Source organism: Polaromonas sp. P4_F9 (assembly GCF_056401235.1).
On sequence record NZ_JBFUJT010000006.1, the window covers coordinates 42,823 to 61,862 of the forward strand.

Annotated in this window: 20 protein-coding genes and 2 pseudogenes; 14 read left to right on the plus strand and 8 right to left on the minus strand. The window is 63.1% G+C overall.

Translation table 11 applies throughout. From position 1 onward, the window contains the following. Positions 1-107 precede the first annotated feature (107 nt). From AC1DUB_RS07145 to AC1DUB_RS07160, 4 genes and pseudogenes are all read right to left on the minus strand, one after another. Positions 108-1,286: a sigma-54 interaction domain-containing protein gene (locus tag AC1DUB_RS07145; protein WP_477728943.1), complete on the minus strand. Its 1,179-nt coding sequence runs from the start codon at positions 1,284-1,286 to the stop codon at positions 108-110. Positions 1,287-1,291: 5 nt separating this feature from the next. After that, the gene (locus tag AC1DUB_RS07150) at positions 1,292-1,435 is read right to left on the minus strand and encodes a hypothetical protein (protein WP_477728944.1); all 144 of its coding nucleotides are present in this window, start codon (positions 1,433-1,435) and stop codon (positions 1,292-1,294) included. Positions 1,436-1,446: 11 nt separating this feature from the next. After that, positions 1,447-1,662 carry a TOBE domain-containing protein gene (locus AC1DUB_RS07155; protein WP_477728945.1) on the minus strand — a complete coding sequence of 72 codons (216 nt, stop codon included), beginning with the start codon at positions 1,660-1,662 and terminating at the stop codon, positions 1,447-1,449. Between the two features lie 135 nt (positions 1,663-1,797). Then, positions 1,798-2,007: pseudogene (locus AC1DUB_RS07160) on the minus strand (ATP-binding cassette domain-containing protein); the annotation flags it as partial. 501 nt (positions 2,008-2,508) lie between these two features. Between AC1DUB_RS07160 and AC1DUB_RS07165 the strand changes: the two are divergent. The 3 genes from AC1DUB_RS07165 (at position 2,509) to AC1DUB_RS07175 (ending at position 3,760) form a co-directional block, all read left to right on the plus strand. Continuing rightward, on the plus strand, positions 2,509-2,739 hold the full coding sequence (locus AC1DUB_RS07165; protein ID WP_477728946.1) for a hypothetical protein: 231 nt from the start codon (positions 2,509-2,511) through the stop codon (positions 2,737-2,739). A gap of 12 nt (positions 2,740-2,751) precedes the next feature. Continuing rightward, positions 2,752-3,039 (plus strand): HAMP domain-containing protein, encoded by a 288-nt coding sequence (locus AC1DUB_RS07170; protein ID WP_477728947.1) that lies wholly within the window; start codon positions 2,752-2,754, stop codon positions 3,037-3,039. 21 nt (positions 3,040-3,060) lie between these two features. Further along, a protein-coding gene (locus AC1DUB_RS07175) for an IS6 family transposase (protein WP_477728948.1) occupies positions 3,061-3,760 on the plus strand; the annotation gives its coding sequence in 2 pieces (ribosomal slippage) (positions 3,061-3,738 and positions 3,740-3,760; 699 coding nt in all). 299 nt (positions 3,761-4,059) lie between these two features. Here the strand turns inward: AC1DUB_RS07175 and AC1DUB_RS07180 are convergent. Beyond that, a complete protein-coding gene (locus AC1DUB_RS07180; protein WP_477728949.1) occupies positions 4,060-5,028 on the minus strand; it encodes a LysR family transcriptional regulator in 969 nt (322 codons plus the stop codon). 142 nt (positions 5,029-5,170) lie between these two features. Here AC1DUB_RS07180 and AC1DUB_RS07185 point away from each other — a divergent pair, with 142 nt between their 5' ends. From AC1DUB_RS07185 to AC1DUB_RS07230, 10 genes and pseudogenes are all read left to right on the plus strand, one after another. Next, positions 5,171-6,199 (plus strand): NAD-dependent epimerase/dehydratase family protein, encoded by a 1,029-nt coding sequence (locus AC1DUB_RS07185; RefSeq protein WP_477728950.1) that lies wholly within the window; start codon positions 5,171-5,173, stop codon positions 6,197-6,199. Continuing rightward, a complete protein-coding gene (locus AC1DUB_RS07190; RefSeq protein WP_477728951.1) occupies positions 6,196-7,260 on the plus strand; it encodes an Ldh family oxidoreductase in 1,065 nt (354 codons plus the stop codon). Before AC1DUB_RS07185 ends, AC1DUB_RS07190 begins: the two co-directional genes overlap by 4 nt. Before the next feature lie 43 nt (positions 7,261-7,303). Beyond that, the gene (locus AC1DUB_RS07195; protein ID WP_477728952.1) at positions 7,304-8,131 is read left to right on the plus strand and encodes a transporter substrate-binding domain-containing protein; all 828 of its coding nucleotides are present in this window, start codon (positions 7,304-7,306) and stop codon (positions 8,129-8,131) included. A 226-nt stretch (positions 8,132-8,357) separates the two neighbouring features. Beyond that, positions 8,358-9,041: an amino acid ABC transporter permease gene (locus AC1DUB_RS07200; protein ID WP_477728953.1), complete on the plus strand. Its 684-nt coding sequence runs from the start codon at positions 8,358-8,360 to the stop codon at positions 9,039-9,041. A gap of 9 nt (positions 9,042-9,050) precedes the next feature. Further along, positions 9,051-9,698, plus strand: a complete 648-nt coding sequence (locus AC1DUB_RS07205) for an amino acid ABC transporter permease (protein ID WP_477728954.1) — start codon at positions 9,051-9,053, stop codon at positions 9,696-9,698. Further along, positions 9,682-10,410 carry an amino acid ABC transporter ATP-binding protein gene (locus AC1DUB_RS07210; protein WP_477728955.1) on the plus strand — a complete coding sequence of 243 codons (729 nt, stop codon included), beginning with the start codon at positions 9,682-9,684 and terminating at the stop codon, positions 10,408-10,410. Before AC1DUB_RS07205 ends, AC1DUB_RS07210 begins: the two co-directional genes overlap by 17 nt. Before the next feature lie 30 nt (positions 10,411-10,440). After that, positions 10,441-11,241: a transporter substrate-binding domain-containing protein gene (locus AC1DUB_RS07215; protein WP_477728956.1), complete on the plus strand. Its 801-nt coding sequence runs from the start codon at positions 10,441-10,443 to the stop codon at positions 11,239-11,241. A gap of 168 nt (positions 11,242-11,409) precedes the next feature. Continuing rightward, positions 11,410-12,090 (plus strand): annotated as a pseudogene (locus AC1DUB_RS07220) (transporter substrate-binding domain-containing protein). Between the two features lie 71 nt (positions 12,091-12,161). Then, positions 12,162-13,253 (plus strand): mandelate racemase/muconate lactonizing enzyme family protein, encoded by a 1,092-nt coding sequence (locus tag AC1DUB_RS07225; RefSeq protein ID WP_477728957.1) that lies wholly within the window; start codon positions 12,162-12,164, stop codon positions 13,251-13,253. A 58-nt stretch (positions 13,254-13,311) separates the two neighbouring features. Next, on the plus strand, positions 13,312-14,124 hold the full coding sequence (locus AC1DUB_RS07230; RefSeq protein ID WP_477728958.1) for a transporter substrate-binding domain-containing protein: 813 nt from the start codon (positions 13,312-13,314) through the stop codon (positions 14,122-14,124). Between the two features lie 64 nt (positions 14,125-14,188). On the opposite strand, the gene AC1DUB_RS07235 is transcribed toward AC1DUB_RS07230, so the two are convergent. After that, the gene (locus tag AC1DUB_RS07235) at positions 14,189-15,031 is read right to left on the minus strand and encodes an NAD-dependent epimerase/dehydratase family protein (RefSeq protein WP_477728959.1); all 843 of its coding nucleotides are present in this window, start codon (positions 15,029-15,031) and stop codon (positions 14,189-14,191) included. Between the two features lie 25 nt (positions 15,032-15,056). After that, positions 15,057-16,193, minus strand: a complete 1,137-nt coding sequence (locus AC1DUB_RS07240) for a mandelate racemase/muconate lactonizing enzyme family protein (protein ID WP_477728960.1) — start codon at positions 16,191-16,193, stop codon at positions 15,057-15,059. Between the two features lie 197 nt (positions 16,194-16,390). Here AC1DUB_RS07240 and AC1DUB_RS07245 point away from each other — a divergent pair, with 197 nt between their 5' ends. Continuing rightward, positions 16,391-17,311: an aldose epimerase family protein gene (locus AC1DUB_RS07245; RefSeq protein WP_477728961.1), complete on the plus strand. Its 921-nt coding sequence runs from the start codon at positions 16,391-16,393 to the stop codon at positions 17,309-17,311. A gap of 11 nt (positions 17,312-17,322) precedes the next feature. On the opposite strand, the gene AC1DUB_RS07250 is transcribed toward AC1DUB_RS07245, so the two are convergent. Then, positions 17,323-18,954, minus strand: coding sequence for an IclR family transcriptional regulator domain-containing protein (locus AC1DUB_RS07250; RefSeq protein ID WP_477728962.1), 1,632 nt, complete (start codon positions 18,952-18,954; stop codon positions 17,323-17,325). Positions 18,955-19,040: the final 86 nt, after the last annotated feature.

Here is a 19,040-nt window from a genome sequence, read left to right on the forward strand (position 1 = left end):
ACTTCGACCTTTGCAAGGCTGCACATTGCGTCAGTTACTATGTTTAAATAAAAACAGGCTCTTGCGCCCGTCCCACAAGCGCAAGAAGCTATCATAAAAATAGCAACTTACGCAGGCACAGCTTGCTCTTGAATTTCATCGGCTTGAAAGTCCTGGTCAGCAATGGACTTTGCTCCCGCCAGCAAGCCAAAACGCTTGAGCTGGGTCCGCAGCACATTGCGGGTGATGCCCAACAGATCGGCGGTATGAACCTGGTTGCGCTTGCAATGGGTGTAAGCGGTCTCTATCAGCGTCTGTTCAATCCGCTCCTGCAAATTTGCACCACCCTCTTCGCATAACTGCGTGAAAACGGCGGCCAGGTCATCAAGAGAGTCTTTATTGGAACGGGCAGATTCATTGGCCCCCGAAGCTGCGACACCCTGCACAGGCTCCTGCTGCACCCAAGCCGGGGGGGCGGCTGCAGAAGCCGTGGGCGCATAAGGCGGGCCGCTGACACCACGCAGCTGCAAGTCGCTGACGGCCAGCACCCCACCGTTGTTGACGATCAGCGCGTAGTGAATGGCGTTTTCCAGCTCGCGGATATTGCCTGGCCAGCTATAGCTGAGCAGTGCGGCGCGTGCGTCCGACCCCAGGCGCACACCTTGCAGGTCCAGCCTACGGCTGTACACGCCGATGAAATGTTCGGCCAGCGCAATGATGTCGCCGGGCCGCTGTGCCAGCGGCGCCAAAAGCAGGGTTGCCACACTGAGGCGGTAATACAGGTCGGCCCGGAAATGCCCGGCCGCCACGGCCTGCTCCAGCCTGACGTTGGTGGCGGCCACCAGCCTGACGTTGACGTCTATCGGCTTGCGCGACCCCAGCCGCACCACCTGGCGCTCCTGCAGCACACGCAGCAGCTTGACCTGCAGGCCCAGCGGCAAGTCCCCGATCTCATCGAGGAACAGCGTGCCGCCGTTGGCCGCCTCGAACCAGCCGGCGCGCGCCTGGCTCGCGCCGGTAAAGGCGCCGGTTTCATGGCCGAACAGCTCGGCGTCGATCAGCGACTCGCTGAACGCGCCGCAGTTGACGGCCAGGAAGGGCCCGCGCCGACCACTGCCCTGGTGCACACGGCGCGCGAGCAGCTCCTTGCCGGTGCCGGTTTCGCCGATGATCAACACCGTGGCATCGGTAGGCGCTACCTGTTCCACGCGCTCGAGTAAGGCCACCGACCCCGGGTCCTCGAACACCAGCGCCTTGGCGCGGATGGACAAGGCACCGGCATTGGGCAGTATCAGCAGCTGGCTCATGCTCTTTACTCCGGAAATCCGCTGCGACCGCTGCGACCGATCACGCCGAAGATTTCGCCGATGCCAACCTTCATGTCAATGCCGCGCGGGACCTCTACCGGGCCCGAAGGCTTGGCGCAGGTTTGTGAGATGCCTTGCAGTTCAATCATCGACCGCGGGCTCAGACCTTGGCAATGGAGACTTCGGTCGATTTGACCAGCGCCACCACGTCGCTGCCGGTGGCCAGCTCGAGCTGGTCGACCGAGCGTGTGGTGATGACGGAGGTGACGATGCCCCAGGGCGTTTCGATATCGATTTCAGAGACCACGTCGCCGCGGATGATTTCTTTGACTTTGCCGCGGAACTGGTTGCGCACGTTGATGGCCTGGATGGACATGAATAAACTCCTTTGGGTTAAAAAAACAAGATTAAAAACACGATTGAAAACACTATCAAAACGCTATGAAACCGCTATTGAATAAATAGCTCCATGCGCCTGTAAATATTGGTCTGGCGCCACTTTCCTTATCACTCAGACAGCCCAGCGCAAACCATGCGCCAGCCTGCCCGGCCAGGCCGCCTCACTCGGCGATATGGCCTCGCCCGGTTGCTGCAGCACGCGGTCCAGAATCTTCTTTTCAAGGACGCCAAACTGCGGATTGCTGCGCTCACGCGGGCGGGCCAATGGGATGCGCTCATCCAGCGCAATGCGGCCGTCTTCAATGAGGATGACGCGGTCGGCGAAGTCATGGTTGCTCTCTTTTCCAAAAAGACATTTTTAAATGCGCACAAAATGGATTCTTAAAGCAATCAATAAAAACTTAAACGAATAAAAACTCAGTTCTTTATTCCTTAAACATCTTTACCCACGAAAGAACTCATCAAATGGCATGCCTCGTCCCCCTACCCCGAAACGCCTCTGGGAAAAAGTCAGCAAGGAAGCCTGGGCGGAGTGGATGATCCAGGACGCGCTACGCCCAGGGACCCCGCTCGCCGTCGACCCGGTCTTCGGCCGCCTCACCGGAAGCGCGGTGCTGCAGGTCGCCTATGCCGCGCGGCGCGACAACGGCGAGCCGGCCTTCGTTCTCCTGGCATCGCTGGATCGCGAGCAGTTCATGCAGGCCCAGTCGAAGGCCCTGTCGCGGGCAACTGCGGTGATTGTGCTGGTGGACAGCAAGGGAACGCTCCTGACCTGGCATCCCGGCGGAGAAAAACTGCGCGGCACGTCGATCGCAGGTTCGCCTTGTTTCGTTTTGCCTGTGGGCAGCAAGGCGTCGACGCGCGGGAGTTCACCGAGGCCGGTGGCGCATCCCGAATCTGGGCGGCCAGCGCCCTGCCCGATTACCCCGAAGCCGGGCTGCACGTGCTGGTCGGCGTCTCCAAGCAGGAATTGCTCGTGGCAGCGAAGCAAACCCTGTTCCAGGCACTCTCGATTCTGGCCGTGGTCTCGCTGCTGGCGTTCGCTGGCGCATAGGTGCTGGTGGAGTTGGCCGTTCGCCGCCCGGTGGCCCGCATCACTACGGCTGTCGCGCGGTTCAGCGGCGGCGACTTCGGCGCGCGTATCGGCAAACCTTATCCGGACAGTGAAATCGGGGGCCTGATGGCGGCCCTGGACCAGTCGTTCGACCTGACGCAGACCGTGCATCGGCGCGTCGTTCGCAGCGCCGAAGTGTTGGGGCGCGCCAATCGCGCGCTGAGCATGCTGTACCAATTCAACAAGGCCCTGGTCCAGTCGCCAGACGAGCACGCACTGCTGAGGGTTCTGTTGCAGTAAGCACAGACGACAATCTGAGCCATGCTTGATTTCCGCGAAAGTCTGATTAACAGCACGTTGCACAAGGTCCTCAAACGGTTGCACTACCCTCTCGAGGTGATGTGGACCTGCGTGCGCTGGTATGTGGCCTATCCGCTGAGCTTGCGCCACATCAAGGAGATGATGCAGGAACGCGGTGTTTTCGTGGATCACGTCACGGTTCATCGCTGGGCGATCAAGGTTCTGCCGGTTCTTGCCGCCGTGTTCCGCCAGCACAAGCGCCCCGTGGGTAGAAACTGGCGCATGGACGAGACCTACATCAAGGTTTCAGGGCAGTGGGAATATCTCTATCGCGCCGTCGATCGTGCCGGAGACACGGTGGATTTTCCGCTCACTGCCAAGCGCGATTTGGCTGCGGCCCGGCGATTTCTGGAACGTGCCATCAACCTGCACGACGTGCCAGAAAAGATCACCATCGACAAGAGCGGCGCCAACACGGCCGCCATTGAAAGCGTCAAGGCCGACACCTGTGTTGATATCTTGATGCGCCAAAACATCGAACAGGACCACCGGGCCATCAAGCGGATGACACGACCGATGCTTGGATTCAAGTCATTCTGGAGCGCCAGGATCATCATTGCGGGAATCGAAACGATGCACATGATCCGCAACGGACAGTTGGATTGTCCCGATGGCCAACCCGTGTCTGCAGGCAACCAAGTTTTACAGCCTTGCGGCCTGATCACCAGTCGAACCGTGCAGCTGTTTTCGTCTCGACTCCACTATCGCAACAGAACCGGTCTTCAGGCTGCAACCGCTGACACTCGCCGATGTCGCGGCGATTCTGGAGGCCAATTACGGCATCGCGGCCCCGGGGGCCTTTATCGCGGCCGCCGAGAAGCACGGGTTCACGGAGCAGCTGTTCAATCCGCAGACCTTGGAGATGCTCGCGAAGGCGGTCGGCACCGCCAACCGCTGGCCGAAAATGATCTGCCTCAGGTAAGAACACCACAGCCTTCTGGGTACAAGACCGCGTGATACTCATGCGAAGCTCCTGCCCTCCGCCAAGCGCACCACAATTTCGATCATCTCCTTGCACGGCATCGTTTGCTCTATGCCGCGGCGAGTGATGATTCCGTAGGGCGATAGCGCGCCCTGCAGCGCCACAGGCAGAATACAAAAGCGATCTCCCTCGTTTTCCACCATAGCCCTGGGCAGCACGCCGACCAGCCCGGCGCTGCGCACCATGTTCAACATCACATAGACCGAAGACGTTTGCACCACGTGCGGCGGCAGAGGTAATCGCTCGTGCGCGAAGGCCTCTTCCAGCAGGCGCCGCGTCGGCGTCGGCGAATCCTGAATCACCCATTGCAACCCGTGCAGATCCGCCAGGCTGCGCGTCCGCTTGGAAAAACGTGTCGACTTCGACATGAATACGCACAGTGGCTCCTCGCTCAGCGGCACGAGGTCAAAATGCACCGTATCCTGTGGCTTGACGAAGCGTGCAATCACGAAATCGTATTCGCCACGCGCCAGGTCGGCCAAAAGGCGATCACTTGAAGACTCGACCACACGCACGGTCGTGCCGGGCCGGGACTGTTTCAATGCCAGCACCGCCGCGGGCATGAGTTGAGCGGCAGTCACCATGATGGCCCCGACAGACACGGTACCGTGGCCGGTCTCCACAAACGTACTCAGGTTACTGGCGAAGCGCTGGGTCTCCCCAAGAATGCGGCGTGCATACAGCGCGACGAAATGGCCAAAGTCGTTGATCTCGATGGAACGCGCGCGCCGCTCGAACAACTGCAGGCCGAGAACGTCCTCAAGGTCCTGCAATATCTTGGTCGCCGCTGGCTGTGAAACGCTCATGGCTTGGGCAGCCTGGCGCAGGCTGCCGAGCCGCTCCAGTGCGTCGATAAGCCGCAGGTGTTTCAGGCGCAGCCGGCCCAACAGTTGCTGTCCGAGCCGCTCGCTCGCGGTCGTTACTGGAGGTTTACGGCTGATAACCATTGCGTATCACTTTCTGAAATTTCTTCAATTTTCATTTTATGCCCCGCAGCATAAAGTCCGGCTCTTGCTACTGCGTCGAAGGGCCAACGTCCTTCCCCAAGGCATTTCTCAACGCTGTCTCTATAAATTTAGGAATTCAAGCATGCAGGTTTTTGTTTCGGGCGCCACCGGGCGCGTGGGTGGGACGCTGGCGAAGTCGCTGATGCAGCGCGGCTGGCAAGTGCGTACGCTGGCCTTGCCCAATGACCGCCAACTCGAGGCCACCCGCGCAATGGGCGTCGAATGCGTCGTCGGCGACCTCGCGGATTTATCATCAGTACAGAAGGCCGTCGAAGGCACGGACTCGGTATTCCACATGGCTGCGGTGATCTCGTTTCAGCCGCAGGCGCGCCAGCTGATCTGGGACGCCAACGTGGTCGGCACCTACAACGTGCTGCGGGCTACTGCCGAGCAGTCCCAGCACAAGCCGGTGCGCTTGGTGTTCGCTTCAAGCGACCAGGTCTACCCAACCCGGTTTGCCCGCTACAGGCCCACCGACGAGCTCCACCCTCGCGAGCCCTACACCTTCTACGGCATGAGCAAGGTCCTCGGTGAAGAAATGGCCAAGTTCTACGGCCGCTCAGAGCCCGGCCTAAAAATCAGCACGGCCGTGTTTTCGCACATCGAAGCCGCCCACGAATTGATCGACCCGCAAGGCGAATACTCGGGCGCGGCTTTCTACGTGAACGGCCGTGTGCGCAGTCTCAAGGCGGCGAGTACGCACCACGCGGGCGCAACCAGCCAGGGCGAGCTCCTTCGCATCTTGGACATTCTCGAACCCTTGACTGCTCCAGACGAACCGCTGCTGCTGGCCTATGACCAACACGGCCACCCGCACACCCAGGAGCTGGTGGATGTGCGAGACATCGTCCAGGGCCTGTTGCTGATCCACGATAAGCAGGAAGCCATCGGCGAAACCTTCAACCTAGCGCCGGCTTCGCCTGTGAGCCTCGCGGAATTCATCCCCTACCTGGCCAAAGCCACCGGGCGCCGTTATGTCGAGGCCCGGATCCCGGTGGAGCTGGGGCGCACCCATGGCAGCGCCGCAAAAGCCAGATCCTTGTTGGGCTTCGTTCCGAAATATTCCTTGTTCGACATGGTCGACGAAGCCGTCGCCGCAGGAGGCGCATGAAGCGGCGCTACGACGTCTCCGAGGTCCGCGCGCTCACGGAAAAGCTGTTCCTCGCCACCGGCATGTCGGAGGCCAAGGTGCGCAGCGTAAGCACCTCGCTGCTGCACGCAGACATGATGGGGCACGCGACCCATGGCTTGGCCATTGCCCCCTGGTACCTGGACGAAATTCGCTCGCAGGGCATGGCGCTCGATGGCGAGCCCACCGTGCTTTCAGACCGGGGCGCCTGTTTTGCCTGGAGCGGCAGAAGGCTGCCCGGCGCCTGGCTGATCGACCGCGCCATCGACCAGACCCTGGAGCGCATAGCCACGCATGGTGTGGTCACCTGCACCATCGCCAATGGCCACCACACGGGAGCCTTGGCCACCTATCTACCCCGACTGACGGAGCGGGGGCTGATGGTCGTTCTCGCCTGCTCCGGCCCCGCGGCGAACGGCGTGGCGCCGTTCGGCGGCACACGCGGCGTGTTCACGCCGAATCCGTTGGCGGCGGGCATTCCGAGCACGGGCGATCCGATTCTGCTCGACATCAGTTGCTCTATCACGACCATCAAGCGCTCGACCCAGACCGCGAAGGCAGGGGCGCGACTGCCTGGGGCTTGGGTGATGGACGCCGAGGGCCTGGCCACGGACGATCCGACAGTACTGCTGACGGGGAAAGGCACACTTCTTCCCGTCGGCGGGCTAGACCACGGTCACAAGGGTTATGCGATGGCGCTGCTGGTCGAAGCACTCACCCAGGGCCTCTCCGGCTATGGCCGTCGAGACCATCCGACCGGTATTGCAATGAATACCTTTTTGCAGGTCATTGATCCTGCGGCCTTCAGTGGCCGAGCAGCGTTCGCAGCGGAAACTGATTGGCTGATCGAAGCCTGCCGTAGCAATCCGCCACGCCCGGACATCGATCGTGTGCGCGTTCCGGGCGATCAGGCCGGACGGCGCAAACAAGAGGCGTTAAGCCATGGCGTTCCGCTGGGGCAGGAGATTGTCGACGGACTCGCGCCGTACGCCCAGGCACTGGGCCTGACCATGCCGCAGCCCTTGCGAGAACAGACCGCCTGAACCATCCCAACCACCCAGCAAGCACAACATGAAGAGACAAAAAATGAAAAACCAACCCATTGAACGCCGCCGCTTCCTCCAATCGTCAGTAATGGCCGCATTGGTATACAGCACTCTGTGCGCCACGCGGCCCGCGCACGCCGATCAGCTCGACAAAATCCAGCAGAGCGGGCGCATTCGCATCTCCATCGACCCCGCCGCCCCGCCTTACTCGGCCAAGGACTCGACACTCGCGTTCGCGGGCTCCGAGGTCGATGTCGCAGAACTGCTCGCCAGGGATTGGGGCCTGCAACTCGAGATCGTCCCCACCAACCCGGCCAGCCGCATTCCGTATCTGCTGACAGACAAGACCGATCTTGTCATTTCGACCCTGTCGATCACCCCGGAGCGGGCCAAGGTCATCGATTTCTCCGTGCCGTATTCGGGCATTCAAGTCATTGTGGCGGCGCCGCGCAAGCTCGCCATTGGGCGGATCGACGATCTGATTGGAAAGAACGTCGCCGTCGTGCGTGGCAGCACCAACGACACGGAACTGACTCGCGCGGCACCTCCCGGCACCAACATCATTCGTTTCGATGACGACGCCACCGCCATCACCGCGATCCTCAGCGGACAGGCGCAGCTCTACTGCACGGCTCCCGCGTTGCTGGCACCCGTCAACTCGCGTCAGCCCGATCTGGCGATGGAGCCCAAGTTGGTGGTGAAGACCAACCTGACCGGCATCGGCGTGCCCAAGAACCAGGCGCGCTACAAAGACAGACTCGACCAATGGGTACGAGACAACCTGCGCAACGGAAAGCTGAACACGATCTACCGCAAGCACCATGGCGCCGATCTCTCGGTCGAAGTCGCTCGCGCAGCCGGTGTGTGAGAGCCTGCGAAGTTCTGAACAATCTCAAATGATGGGACGATTCGGCACCCCCTAGTAGTAACCCTTTGCTCCCGCGGCGACCCCGCCGTTGCATGATCAACGTCTCGTCCAGCACACGAGGCGTTTTCGTTTGGAGCTTCCTTTTCTTCCCGCATATGAACACTATTATTTTCCCGACGCGGCCGCTCGCCGCAGCCGGTCGCACGGCCCGGCGGAGTGCAGCCCCATGAGCTATGAGTTCGATTTCAGTGCTGTCTTGGCATATTGGCCGATGTTCGTCGAAGGTGCCTGGGTCACCTTGCGGCTTACGTTTTTTGCCACGATCCTGGGCTTTTCGTTTGGCACGCTGTGCGCGATCGCACGCACTAGCGGGCCAGCCTGGCTGAGTGCTGTGGTCGCCAGCTACGTCGAGGTGATTCGCAACACGCCGCTGTTGATCCAGAGTTATTTCCTCATCTTCGGCATGGCCAGCATCGGCCTGCGTCTGCCGATCCTGGTGGGCGCGATCATTGCCCTGGTGGTGAACATTGGCGCCTACACCACCGAGATCATGCGTGCCGGTATCGAGTCCATCCAGCGCGGCCAACTGGAAGCCGCGGAATGTCTGGGCATGTCGCGTACGCAGATCTACCTGCACGTGGTTCTGCGTCCCGCCATGGAACGTGTGTATCCGTCACTGGCCAGCCAGTATGTGCTGCTGATGCTCGCCTCCAGCATCCTGTCCTCGGTGGGCGTGGAGGAGCTGTTCGGCATCTCCAACCGCGTCCAGAGCGATACCTTCCGCAACTTCGAGGTGTTCGTGGTGCTGGGCATTGCCTACCTGGTGCTGTCGGTCGTGCTGCGCGGCGCATTCTGGCTGCTGAACCAGTTGATCTTCACCCGCCGGCGCAAGCTCGGCACGCCGATCTGAGGCCACGCCATGAACCAGCAATACCTCTTCTCCCTCCTGAGCGGTCTCTGGGGAACAGTGCAGCTCAGCCTGCTGACCTTTCTCTGCGGCGGTATCCTCGGGCTGGTCATCGCGCTGGCGCGCATCTCGCCGCTCAAGACGCTGGCCCGACTCACCAGCCTCTACATCCAGTTCATGCAGGGCATGCCGCTGCTGGTGCTGATGGGCCTGTGTTTCTACGGCCCGAGCCTGCTCGGGTTCCAGGCCGTCGACCCGCTGGCCGCGGCCACCTTTGCGATGACGCTGTATGCCAGCGCCTATCTCGGCGAGATCTGGCGCGGCTGCCTGGAAGCCGTGCCCACGGCCCAGTGGGAGGCCGCCGAATGCCTGGGCTTCTCGCGCTGGCAGCGGATGCGCAAGGTGGTGCTGCCGCAGGCCCTGCGGCTGGCGACGCCACCGACAGTCGGCTTTATGGTGCAGATCGTCAAAAACACCTCGATCGCCTCGCTCGTGGTCGGCTTCGCCGAGCTCTCCTACAACGCCAAGATCCTCAACAACACCACGTTCCAGCCGTTCCTATATTTCGGCCTGGCCGGAATGCTGTACTTCGCCATCTGTTACCCCCTGTCGCGCCAAGCACGCGCGCTCGAAAGGAAGCTCAATGTCAGCCATCGTTGAACTGAACAACGTCCACAAGAAGTTCGGCAGCAACCACGTGTTGCGCGGCGTGAGCTTCAACGTCCAGCGTGGCCAGGTTGCCGCCATCATCGGCCAGAGCGGCTCCGGCAAGAGCACGGCGTTGCGCTGCATGGACCGGCTCGAGACCATCGACGACGGCCAGCTCACCGTGTGCGGCCACGCGCTGCACGACGCGCATGTCGATCTCAAGCCGTTGCGCCGCGACGTCGGCATCGTGTTCCAGAGCTACAACCTGTTTCCGCACCTGACGGTCGAGCAGAACGTGACCCTGGCGCCGCGCACGGTCAAGGGCATGAAGGCCGCGGAGGCCCGCGAGATCGCGCATGTCGTGCTCGCCAAGGTCGGGCTCAAGGAAAAGATGAGCGCCTATCCGGAGCAGCTCTCGGGCGGCCAACAGCAGCGCGTCGCCATCGCCCGCAGCCTGGCGATGGAACCCAAGCTGATGCTGTTCGACGAAGTCACCTCGGCGCTCGACCCGCAGCTGACCGGCGAAGTGCTGCGCGTGATGGAGCAACTCGCCAAGGACGGCATGACCATGGTGCTCGTCACCCACGAGATGGCCTTCGCCCGCAACGTCGCGCATCAGGTGATCTACATGAAGGACGGCGTGGTGCACGAGCAGGGCACCGCAGCCATCCTGACCCGACCGTCCACACCCGAGCTCGCACGCTTCGTCGGCGGCGAAGACTGAGCCGACCCCATCCACCACAGGAGACAACGCATGAAGATTCAAAAACTCGCCGGCTTCGCCGCACTCGCCCTTTCGCTACTGGCCGGCCATGCGCAGGCCCAGACCGACACGCTGGCCCGCATCCAGCAGACCAAGAAGATCCGCATCGCGATCGACCTCAGCGTGCCGCCCTGGTCGTACAAGAACGACAAGCTGGAGATGGCTGGCTCCGAGGTCGAGACGGCGCAACTGCTCAGCCGTGACCTTGGCGCCGAATTGGAGCTCGTTCCCACCAACAGCGCCAACCGTATCCCGCTGTTGGTCACGAACCGCACGGACCTGGTCATTTCCGCACTGACCATCACACCGGAACGGTTGAAGACCATTGATTTCTCCATTCCCTATTCCGGCATATCGACCTTCGTTGCAGCCCCCAAGTCGCTCGTGATCAAAACTCCCGCGGATCTTTCGGGAAAGCGCATCGCCGTGACCAGAGGCACGACCAACGACGCTGACATCACGCGCATGGCGCCGAAAGATGCCGAGATTGTTCGCTTCGAGGACGAGGCCACCACCATGACCGCCATCGTCAGCAACCAGATGGACACCGCGGCGCTGGCGACCACCTTGATCAACATCATTAATCAACGCAACCCTGGCAAGCAGATGGAGACCAAACTGCTGCTGCAGAGCTCGTTGTTCGGTTTTGGAATGCGCAAACAGGAGACGCGTCTCAAGGAATGGGTCGACGCGTGGATCCTCGCGAACCTGAAGAACGGCAAGCTGCAGGCGATCTACAGGAAGAACCAGAACGCGGAAGTGCCCGCGGACGTGCTCAAGCAGATTCAGTAGGCGATGGGTCGGAAGACTTGCTCAACCAAAGGAAACACCGTCATGAATCTCCACAAGCTTCTGGGCGCCCTGCTGACCGGCATCGGTCTTCTGGCCGCCACCGCACCGGCCCATGCCCAACAAGACACACTGGCCACCATTCGATCGACCCAGAAAATCCGCATCGGCATGGACGACGCCGTCGCACCCTATGCGTTCAAGGACGAGAAGCTCAAACTCACCGGCTCGGATACCGCGGTGGCCGAGGCGCTGGCCGCGGACCTGGGCGTGCAGCTGGAAATCGTTCCCTTGTCCAGTGCCAACCGGATTCCGTTCCTGATCACCAACAAGGTCGACCTGGTGATCTCCACGCTGGCCATCACAGCCTAACGCCAGAAGGTTGTCGACTTCACGCTGCCGTATTCCGCAGGCTTCAACGGCATCGTCGGGCCGAAGAGCGTGAGCCTGAAAAGTCTGGCGGACCTGTCGGGAAAACGCGTGGCGGTCACCCGCGGCACCACGTACGACACCCAGGTCACGAGCAAGGCGCCGCCCGACGCCGAGATCGTGCGGTTCGAAGACGAAGCCACCACGATGACGGCGCTGGTCAGCGGCCAGGTCGAGATCGTGGCGCAGTCGTTCGCGTTGACGCCGCTGCTGCAGAAGCGCAACCCCTCGAAGGACTTCGAAACCAAGTTCGTTCTCGAAGAAGTGCTATTCGGTATCGGCGTGCGTAAGAATGATGCAGCGCTGCGCGACTGGTCCAACCAGTGGGTCAAAACCAACCTGAAGAGTGGAAGGCTGAACCAGATCTTCCACAAGTTCATGGGCGTGGACCTGCCCGCCAAGCTGATCGCCAACGGCAATTGACCCGCGGCGGCGCGCCGCACGGTCTCGGCGCGTTACCTCTCCCATCCGTCCATCCCAACCCATCTGCAGCCATGTCCCGCATCACCGCCATCGAACCCGGCTACTATAAGCTGCCCCTCGCCGACAAGCTCAGCGACGCCACCCACGGCCTGGTCACAGCCTTCGAGATCAACACCGTGCGCGTCCGCGACGCGGACGGTGTGGAGGGCGTGGGCTACGGCTACCTGCCGGGACGCAATGGCGCGGCGGTGCATGCCGTGTTATCGCAAGACTTTCCGAGCCAACTCGAAGGCGAGGATGCCGATCTGGTGGACCGCATCTGGAACAAGCTGTGGTGGGGCCAGCACTACGGCGGACGCGGCGGCCCGCCGGTGGTCGCCATGTCGGTGCTCGACATTGCCCTATGGGACTTGAAAGCCAAACGGGCCGGCCTGCCGCTGTTGCGCCTGCTGGGCGGCAACGATCCCGCGGTGCCGTGTTACGTGGGTGGCATCGACCTCGACTTCCCGCTGGACAAGCTGCTTCGCCAGACCGACGGCAATCTCGCCAGGGGTTACCGCGCCATCAAGATGAAGGTCGGCCGGCAGCGTCTCTCGGAAGACGTCGAACGCGTGCGCGCCATGCGGGAACATCTCGGCACTGATTTCCCGCTCATGGTCGACGCCAACATGAAATGGGCGGTGGACGAGGCCGTGCGCGCCTGCCGCGCACTCCGCGACTTCGATCTGACCTGGATCGAGGAGCCGATCGACCCGGAAAACGTGGCCGGCCATGCCCGCGTCTTGAGCGAAGGCGGCACACCGATCGCCACCGGCGAGAACCTGCGCACCTTGTGGGAGTTCCGCAGCCTGATCGTTGCCGGCGGCGTGAGTTTTCCAGAGCCCGATGTCGTCAATTGCGGCGGCATCACGGCCTTCATGAAGATCGCCCACCTGGCCGAAGCCTTCAGCCTGCCTGTCACTTCGCATGGCGTTCAGGATGTCTCGATCCACCTGATGGCCGCGCTCGGCAACCGCTCCTTCATGGAAGTGCACGACTTTGGCCTGCAGCGCTACATGCGCCAGCCGATGACGCTGCGCGAAGGGCTGGCACAAGCCGGCGAAGCGCCGGGCCATGGCGTCGATTTCGACTGGCAGGCCCTGCAGTCGCTGCGCGTGGTCTGACCGTCGCCCCACCGTACATCGTTCTCTTTTTTATCAACCTCTCTTGACTGGAAGCCCCATGCCGTCACGTCGCCATCTGCTGTGCAGCGCGCTCTGCGCCGGCACCGCACTGCTTGCCGCCCTGCCCGTCCACGCGCAGCAGGACACCCTCGCCACCATCCGTTCCGCGGGCAAGATCCGCGTTGCGCTGGAATTCGGACGCCCGCCCTGGGGCTTCAAGGACACGCAACTCAAGATGACCGGCTCCGACCTGGAGGCCGCCGAGCTGCTGGCCAGTGATCTCGGCGTGAAGCTCGAGATCGTCGAAGTGACCGGGCCGAACCGCATCCCGTTCCTGCAGTCGAACAAGGCCGACGTGGTGCTGTCGACCTTCTCCATCACGCCCGAGCGGCTGAAGGTGATCGACTTCTCGCTGCCCTACGCGAGCGCGGTGCAGTACATCGCCGCGCCCAGGGGCATACACCTGCGAGGCCTGGCCGACCTGGCCGGCAAACGCGTGGGCGTGACGCGCGCGACCACGGGCGACACCGAAATCACCAAGGTCGCCAAGGACCGCGGCATCGAGATCGTGCGCTTCGACGATGAATCCACCAATATGACGGCTCTGACCAGCGGCCAGGTCGACATCGTGGTGCAGGAGCCCGCCACCCTCACGGCCGTGGCGCAGCGCAACCCAGGCCGCCAGATCGAGCAGAAGTTCATCCTGACGCAGTTCGCGGTCGGCATCGGTCTGCGCAAGAACGACCCTGCGCTGAAGACTTGGCTCGACCAGTGGATCAAGACCCACATGGCCGACGGCAAGCTCAATGCGATTTACAGAAAGTTCCATGGTGCCGACCTGCCCGAGGAAGTGCGCAAGCCGGCCGCCTGAAACGCCAGCCGGGAACAAAAAAGGCGCACGCGAACCGTGCGCCTTTTTTGTGAAAATCCGTCGATCAGGCCAGCAGTCGCTCCGTGTCACCGACGTATTCCGACTGCGAGAACTGCCCGCCAAGCGTGAGTTCTGCCGCCGAGCACGACGCATCGCTGCCGGCCGCGGGCACCGGGTCCTCGCGCAGCACGGCCGCTTCCGCCGCGGCGTCTACCGCGCCGTCCTGCGGACGGTAACCCAGCGCGAACGCCGTGCTGTTGTCGTAGTGCCGGCCCGTCGCATCCGAGATGCCGTAGACCACGTCGAAGATCACATCGGGGTGCTCGATGCCGATCGAGACGAGTTGCCCCAGATCGCGCCAGCTGAACCAGCTGCCCAGGCGGCGGCGATCGATGGGCCGCGTGTTGACGTTGCCGATGCGCAGGGCCATGATCTGCATGCCGTATTTGTAGGCGTACAAAGCGCCGACCGACTCGCCGAAGGCCTTTCCCACGGCATAGCGGCTGTCGGGCCTCAGCGTGGCCTCCACGCCCATGGCCGGGCCGTGGGGCTGGCGCGGATGCAGGCCGACCACGTGGTGCGAACTGGCGTACACCACGCGCATCACGCCGGCGTCGCGGGCCGCGTCGAACAGGCTGATGCAGCCCTCGACGCTGAGCCGCACCTGTTCGGGCCAGGCCGCGTCGGTGGTGCAGGCCGCCAGGTGGACCACGGCGTCACATCCCCGCAGCAGCGCGGTCAGCGCCGCCTGGTCGCAGATATCGACCACGGCCGAGCTTTCCTGCGGTCCACAGTCGGTGATCGGCCTGATGTCGAGCGACAGCAGCCGGTAGCCACGTTCGCGAAGTTGTTGGCGCAGGCCTGTACCGACCAGACCGGCAGCTCCGGTGATGGCAATCAGTTTCATAATTGACTCCTTGGGGTAGTAAAATTCAGACGCGGAAGCGGTCGAGCACGGTCAGGTCCGGATCGAACCCAAGACCTGGTCCTTGCGGAATCTGGACCTTGCCGTTACGGGGCAGCGGCGTGCCGCCGAGGGCGAGATCGCCCTGCGGCTCGACATAGAGATGTTCGAACAGCGGCTCGCCGGGAATGGCCGCGAGCAAATGCAGCGTCGCGAAATAGCCCGGGCCGAAATACGGTGAATGCGGCATCGGCGTGAGGCCATGCTGGCCCGCGATGCGCACCACCTCCAAGAACTCAGTGATGCCGCCGACCTTGGTCACCGAAGGTTGGGGGTAACGGACCGCGCCGGACGCCATCATCCGGGCGAACTCGTAGCGCGTGCAGGCGTTTTCGCCAGCCCCAACCGGAAAGCGGATGTTGAGCCTCGATTGCACGTCGATTGCTTCGGGGGGGAAAACCGGCTCCTCAATCCATGCGGCGTTGACCTCCTGAAGAACTTTGACGCGCGCGATGGCCTCGTCCTCGGTCCAGGCGCAGTTCACGTCAACGGACAGGTGGATGTCGGGTCCGCAGGCACGGCGTCCCGCGCGGATGACATCGGGATCGATTTCATGCAGCTTCACGTGGCGATAACCCTGCTGCAGCGCCTGGCGGCAGTACTTGTCGACCAACGCTGCGTCACCATAACGCACCAGGCTCGCGTAAGCGGAGGCCTCGCTGCGGTGGGAATCCCCGAACATGCCGCACAGCGGCTTGCCGGCATCCTTGGCGGCGATGTCCCACAGGGCCATGTCGAATCCGGAGATCGCGAACATCGCAATGCCGTAGCGTCCGAAGATGTGCAGCCGACGCTGTAACTCCAGAGTCAAGGCTTCGGGCGTGACAGGCAGTTCACGGTCCTGCAGCAAGGGCGCCACCATCGTACGCGCGGCCGCAGCCACCGCCTCGCGGCAGGCATAGGCAAAGCACTCGCCCCAGCCCACGAGGCCGGTATCAGTCTCCAGCCTCACCAGCACGAAATCCAGTGTATTCCAGCGGCCGGGGGTGATGCCCATGCCGGTACCGCCATCGTCGAAAGGAATGACGGCCTCGATAACCTCGATCGTATGTATTTTCATGGTAATCAGAAAAATGGCGTCGTGCGCCTTGCGTCCAAGCTTCAAAGCTTCAAAGCTTCAAAGCTTAGGGCGTTCCCACGGGCCGAAACAGTTCCAGAAAGCCGGTGGCCAAGCCAACTCGGACCGGATTCCCATACTCTGAGACACAACCGGAGCAAGACGTTTTCCAAGGCGCCCCATCGCCGAAACAAACCCTTAACCTTCACGTCTATCCCATTGACGCCAACTTACCTGGAAACATCATGTCGTCCTCCCTTGCGAGCATCACACTCCGCTGTGGCTCGGCCTTTGCGCGGCTGGAGCCATCACTCGGCGGGCGCATTGCCGCATGTGAATTGCAACAGCCCGATGGCTGCATCACACCGGTGATACATCCTTTTCCGGAAGGTGAAACACAGGTCGAACAGTGGGCCAAGGGCGGCATCTATCCGCTGGTGCCGTACTGGGGCCGTATCGACCACGCGACGTTGCGGCATGAAGGCCAGACCTACCCGCTGCAGGTGTATCCGGACGCGGCGCCCCACACCTTGCACGGCATCGCGCAACGCAGGCCATGGCGCGCCGAGCAGACCGCGCCGGACGCGGCGGTCATGACCTACACGCATGCGCCCGATGCGCACTGGCCCTGGCCTTTCGTGGCCAGCATGGCGCTCGTGCTGACGGCGAAGCAACTGACGGCCGACCTGGTGCTGACGAACACCGGCGAAGCCACCATGCCCGCGGGCATCGGCTTTCATCCGTATCTACCACGCCACCCGATGCTGCGGCTGCGCCTCGAGGCCGAGCGATGCTGGGAGTCCACCCTCGACTATCTCGCCGTGCGGCCCATGGTCATTCCAGCGGAGAGCGATTTTGGCCACGAGAAGCCGCTTACCGACGCGGCCTTCACCGCCTTCTATGAAAACTGGCAAAGCCCGCTGGCGCTGCGCCAGGCCACGGGTCCGCGGCTACTGCTCGGTGCCTCCACCACACTCAACCACCTGGTGCTGCACCAGCCCGAAGGGGCACCCTATGTGTGCATCGAACCCGTCAGCCATGTGGCGGACGCGTTCAACCTTGCCGAACGCGGTGTGAATAGGACCGGCGCAGTGTTCCTGACCACCGGTGCCTCCCTGGCGGGACAGATGACGCTGGGCTGGGAAACGCCTGGCAGCTTCCCCTGAACCCGTGCACTTCAGCCAGCCCTTGTGCCCTCAACTGCCTTGTGCGTCAACGCCGAAAGCACGAGAAGCCGACCGGACAGCGGCGCGCTAGCCAGCGTGTCCAGCGACACGGTGTGACGCGCGGTCGTGACCATCAGCCGGCCGCTACCGTCGGACGCGAGGGCCAGGTCGGTGGGACACGGCACCGGCAGGCCGATGACGCGGTCAACCTGACCGTCGGAAGTGAAGCGCATCAGCGACCAGCCGTCGCACAGCGCCGTCCAAATGCCGCCCTCGTTGTCGAAGGCCAGGCCGCTGACGCGACCCGAGCCCTTGGGCACGGATGCGAGGCGGCGCACGCCCTGCCCCGGCGCGAGCACCAGGATCGCGCCGGACTGCGGCGCCGTGGCGTAGAGCGCTTGGTCCTTCGCACTCCAGGCGAGGCACTGCACCGGCTCGCCGATGCGCCAGCGCACGTCGAGCGTACCGTCTTCGCGCACCAGCCCGATAGCGGCGCCCGACTCCGGCAACGCCACAGCCGCCCATATGCCCTGGCCGTCGCCTTCACAGACCGCGAGCACCGGCTGGCCGAGCCATGGCAGGAGCGGCGTGCGGTGGCCATCGGGTCCGAGCCGCTGCGCGCCGTTTTCGAACACGACAATCAATTCTTCGACCCCGTCGCGCAGACGCCGCAACAGCCCAACCACCGGAGATTCGACCACCGCCAGTTCATGGTCCTGTCCGTCTGACCAGAGTCGGACCGATGGCGCGAGCACGTCGGCCCACCACATGCGGCTGCCGTCGGCCGACCACGCGGGATGAGCGCCGTGGAATGCCCAGGGGCCAGGAAGGGCCACCACTGCCGCCGCCGACGCGGCGCCGGCAACAGGCTTCGTTTCAGGCGGCAACTGCGCGCCGACTCGCCGCGCCGACTCGGCGACCTCCGGCCCCAGCAGTTCGAGCCGCGCCTGTGTGAGCCGGTACGCCGGCCCCGCAACGCTGATGGCGCCGCGGACCTGGCCCGATGAGTCGACCACCGGCGCGCCGACGCAACGCACGCCGAGCACGATCTCCTCGTCGTCGATCGCGTAGCCGCGCGCGCGGGTGATGCGCAGCTCAGCCTGCAGGCGACGCCGGTCGGTGATGGTCAGCGGGGTCAGCGGCTTGAGCACCACCTCGCGCACGATGGTGTCGCGCGCCTCGTCGGGCATGGCAGAGAGGATGGCCTTGCCCTGGCTGGTGCAGTACACCGGCTTGCGCTGGCCCAGCACCGCGGCCGAGCGCTGGCTGTGCGCGCCGTCGCAACGCTCGAGCGAGATTACCTCGCGACCGTCGAGCGTAGCGAGATAGGTGGTCTCGCCGGTGAGGTCGCGCAGCGCGCGCAGTTCGAGCGCGGCCGCGGCCACGAGGTCGGGCATGGCATAGGCCTGGCGCGCCATCTCGAAGCAGCGAAAACCCAGGCAGTAGACCTTGCGCAGCGGATCGCGACGCACCAAGCCGCGCGCCACCAGCGTGGCCAGCAGGCGGTAGACCGTGGTGCGCGGCAGCGACAGGCGTTCGGCCAATTCGCTCTGGCCCAAGCCTTCGGGCGCCGCGCCGATGGCGTCGAGTATGTCCAGCGCCTTCTCCAAAGAGCCCGTGCCTTCTCCAATTGTGGTCGACATACGTTTTGTCTCAGATGATGGTACTTGGCACGCCTTCCAGTGCTGACGCGGTGTGCGGATCATTCTATTTTCGCTTGCTGCTGGCT

What these genes read in the sequence shown, in the direction of transcription:
- AC1DUB_RS07145 (WP_477728943.1), bottom strand. Translation starts at nt 1,286, where the DNA reads ATGAGCCAGCTGCTGATACTGCCCAATGCCGGTGCCTTGTCCATCCGC.
- AC1DUB_RS07150 (WP_477728944.1), bottom strand. Translation starts at nt 1,435, where the DNA reads ATGATTGAACTGCAAGGCATCTCACAAACCTGCGCCAAGCCTTCGGGC.
- AC1DUB_RS07155 (WP_477728945.1), bottom strand. Translation starts at nt 1,662, where the DNA reads ATGTCCATCCAGGCCATCAACGTGCGCAACCAGTTCCGCGGCAAAGTC.
- AC1DUB_RS07180 (WP_477728949.1), bottom strand. Translation starts at nt 5,028, where the DNA reads ATGGTTATCAGCCGTAAACCTCCAGTAACGACCGCGAGCGAGCGGCTC.
- AC1DUB_RS07185 (WP_477728950.1), top strand. Translation starts at nt 5,171, where the DNA reads ATGCAGGTTTTTGTTTCGGGCGCCACCGGGCGCGTGGGTGGGACGCTG.
- AC1DUB_RS07190 (WP_477728951.1), top strand. Translation starts at nt 6,196, where the DNA reads ATGAAGCGGCGCTACGACGTCTCCGAGGTCCGCGCGCTCACGGAAAAG.
- AC1DUB_RS07195 (WP_477728952.1), top strand. Translation starts at nt 7,304, where the DNA reads ATGAAAAACCAACCCATTGAACGCCGCCGCTTCCTCCAATCGTCAGTA.
- AC1DUB_RS07200 (WP_477728953.1), top strand. Translation starts at nt 8,358, where the DNA reads ATGAGCTATGAGTTCGATTTCAGTGCTGTCTTGGCATATTGGCCGATG.
- AC1DUB_RS07205 (WP_477728954.1), top strand. Translation starts at nt 9,051, where the DNA reads ATGAACCAGCAATACCTCTTCTCCCTCCTGAGCGGTCTCTGGGGAACA.
- AC1DUB_RS07210 (WP_477728955.1), top strand. Translation starts at nt 9,682, where the DNA reads ATGTCAGCCATCGTTGAACTGAACAACGTCCACAAGAAGTTCGGCAGC.
- AC1DUB_RS07215 (WP_477728956.1), top strand. Translation starts at nt 10,441, where the DNA reads ATGAAGATTCAAAAACTCGCCGGCTTCGCCGCACTCGCCCTTTCGCTA.
- AC1DUB_RS07225 (WP_477728957.1), top strand. Translation starts at nt 12,162, where the DNA reads ATGTCCCGCATCACCGCCATCGAACCCGGCTACTATAAGCTGCCCCTC.
- AC1DUB_RS07230 (WP_477728958.1), top strand. Translation starts at nt 13,312, where the DNA reads ATGCCGTCACGTCGCCATCTGCTGTGCAGCGCGCTCTGCGCCGGCACC.
- AC1DUB_RS07235 (WP_477728959.1), bottom strand. Translation starts at nt 15,031, where the DNA reads ATGAAACTGATTGCCATCACCGGAGCTGCCGGTCTGGTCGGTACAGGC.
- AC1DUB_RS07245 (WP_477728961.1), top strand. Translation starts at nt 16,391, where the DNA reads ATGTCGTCCTCCCTTGCGAGCATCACACTCCGCTGTGGCTCGGCCTTT.
- AC1DUB_RS07250 (WP_477728962.1), bottom strand. Translation starts at nt 18,954, where the DNA reads ATGTCGACCACAATTGGAGAAGGCACGGGCTCTTTGGAGAAGGCGCTG.